Source organism: Serratia sp. CY84636, assembly GCF_052166245.1.
Lineage (GTDB): Bacteria > Pseudomonadota > Gammaproteobacteria > Enterobacterales > Enterobacteriaceae > Serratia > Serratia nevei.
This window is the reverse complement of record NZ_JBJNOX010000034.1, coordinates 1-2,431: the sequence shown is the minus strand read 5'-3', so window position 1 is coordinate 2,431 and position 2,431 is coordinate 1. Positions and strand designations below refer to the sequence as shown.

Here is a 2,431-nt window from a genome sequence, read left to right as displayed (position 1 = left end):
GGCCTCAGCATTTTATTATGGTGATCCCCTGGGCGAAATGCGCCTGGTAAGCAGAGTTTTTGAAATGTAAGGCCTTTGAATAAGACAAAAGGCTGCCTCATCGCTAACTTTGCAACAGTGCCCCACATCTTTTGTCACCAACGAGCGGCTGCCTATCACCGCACCGTGCCCGATCTTGATTCCGGGCATGACCATTGCCTCAGAGCCGATCCAAACGTCATTGCCAATGACAGTATTACCTGCTTTTTGGAAGGCATCGAGTGCGCTTGAGAATGCAGGTTCTTCCTGCATATAAAAGAACGGGAAAGATGATGCCCAGTCGTACCGATGCCCCTGATTGCCAGCCATGATAAAGGAAGCCCCACTCCCGATAGAGCAGAAACTACCGATGATCAACTTATCAACGTCATCACGGTCCGGAAACAGATACCGTGCGCAGTCATCGAATGAGTGCCCATGATAGTAGCCAGAGTAATAGCTGTACCGCCCAACTTTGATATTGGGGTTCTTCACTTGCTCAGAAAGCAGCTTGCCTTTGAAGGGGCTATCAAAGTAGTTGGTCATAAGAGATCCCGCGGTCTGTGACTTTGCCGTCTAACGTTTGAAATAAGGGGCGCCGAGCGCCAGCGAGGGGAGCCAAAAGCTTGCTTTTGGCCGTCCCGACTTGATTGAAGGGTTGGGCGATTTTGCCATTAGATTTTTTATAAATTTAGTGTGTTTAGAATGGTGATCGCATTTTTCTTGGCTTTTATGCTTGATGTTAAATTCGACCCCAAGTTTCCTGTAAGTGCGGACACAAAAACATATTTATGTCCTGATTTGCTTATAATAAACCCTTCAAACCATCCGTTTTGTAAGGTTCTATTTGCTGTGAATCCTGCACCAGTTTTCCCATACAGTTTTGTACTATTATCCAGATCTTGTAGATACATGTTCTCTATGGTGTTTTCTATGGCTGAGTTTTTAACTGGGAGATTGTGATTAATAATTTTACGCAGGAATTGAATTTGTTCTTCTGGTGAAATTTTTAAGCTACTTTCGAGCCATGCTTCTGTTAATCCGTTGTTTCTTTCTTTATCTCCAGAGAAGTCTTGATTTCCATAATCAAAATCTTTGAGATAATTCTTGATTTTATTTAATCCAATTTTTTGGGTTATTTCTTGCGAAACCCAAACAACAGAAAATTGCATCCACGTCTTTGGTGTATGATTGCTGTTCCAGATCTCCATTCCTTTGGGGGTTTTATCCCATTTGAATATGGTTTTCTGATCTATTATTTCCGCATCAAATGCCATAAGTGATAATGCGATCTTGAAAGTTGAATCTGGTGCCATTTGCGTTGCACACTTTGCTTTATTGAATTGAGCAATTTCAGCGTTTGTGGATGCATCGTAAAGTAAAAAACAACCTTCAGTTCCTTCAAATAATGGAGATGCAACAGTAGAGATATCTGTTGATGCACTGGCGCTGCTGTAGATAATATTTGCAATTATTAAAAAAATAGCGAAGTTGATATGTATTGTGTTTTTCATAATAAGTATTGGTTTGGTAAAGGGCTTAATTTTAACGGCTAACAATTAATGAGGCTCCGGGTTCGCCCAACGTTTGACATGAGGGGCGGCCAAGGGCGCCAGCCCTTGGACGTCCCCCTCGATGGAAGGGTTAGGCATCACTGCGTGTTCGCTCGAATGCCTGGCGTGTTTGAACCATGTACACGGCTGGACCATATGGGGTGGTTACGGTACCTTGCCTCTCAAACCCCGCTTTCTCGTAGCATCGGATCGCTCGCAAGTTGCTCGGCGACGGGTCCGTTTGGATCTTGGTGACCTCGGGATCATTGAACAGCAACTCAACCAGAGCTCGAACCAGCTTGGTTCCCAAGCCTTTGCCCAGTTGTGATGCATTCGCCAGTAACTGGTCTATTCCGCGTACTCCTGGATCGGTTTCTTCTTCCCACCGTCCGTCCCCGCTTCCAAGAGCAACGTACGACTGGGCATACCCAATCGGCTCTCCATTCAGCATTGCAATGTATGGAGTGACGGACTCTTGCGCTAAAACGCTTGGCAAGTACTGTTCCTGTACGTCAGCAAGTGTCGGGCGTGCTTCTTCTCCGCCCCACCACTCGACGATATGAGATCGATTTAGCCACTCATAGAGCATCGCAAGGTCATGCTCAGTCATGAGGCGCAGTGTGACGGAATCGTTGCTGTTGGTCACGATGCTGTACTTTGTGATGCCTAACTTTGTTTTTGCGTTGCTCATGATGTCTAACTCCCAATTTGTGTAGGGCTTATTATGCACGCTTAAAGGCACTGTTGCAAAGTTAGCGATGAGGCAGCCTTTTGTCTTATTCAAAGGCCTTACATTTCAAAAACTCTGCTTACCAGGCGCATTTCGCCCAGGGGATCACCATAATAAAATGCTGAGGCCT

General features: G+C 45.3%; 2 protein-coding genes and 1 pseudogene. All 3 read right to left on the bottom strand.

From position 1 onward, the window contains the following. Nucleotides 1-123: 123 nt before the first annotated feature. Nucleotides 124-564: pseudogene (locus tag ACJ8QI_RS25450) on the bottom strand (CatB-related O-acetyltransferase); the annotation flags it as partial. Nucleotides 565-701: 137 nt separating this feature from the next. Continuing rightward, nucleotides 702-1,532: an oxacillin-hydrolyzing class D beta-lactamase OXA-1 gene (locus ACJ8QI_RS25445; RefSeq protein WP_001334766.1), complete on the bottom strand. Its 831-nt coding sequence runs from the start codon at nt 1,530-1,532 to the stop codon at nt 702-704. Between the two features lie 130 nt (nt 1,533-1,662). Next, nucleotides 1,663-2,217: a fluoroquinolone-acetylating aminoglycoside 6'-N-acetyltransferase AAC(6')-Ib-cr5 gene (locus ACJ8QI_RS25440; RefSeq protein WP_063840321.1), complete on the bottom strand. Its 555-nt coding sequence runs from the start codon at nt 2,215-2,217 to the stop codon at nt 1,663-1,665. Nucleotides 2,218-2,431 lie beyond the last annotated feature (214 nt).

Excerpts from the sequence above, each read along its gene's own strand:
- ACJ8QI_RS25445 (WP_001334766.1), bottom strand. The coding sequence starts at position 1,532 with ATGAAAAACACAATACATATCAACTTCGCTATTTTTTTAATAATTGCA.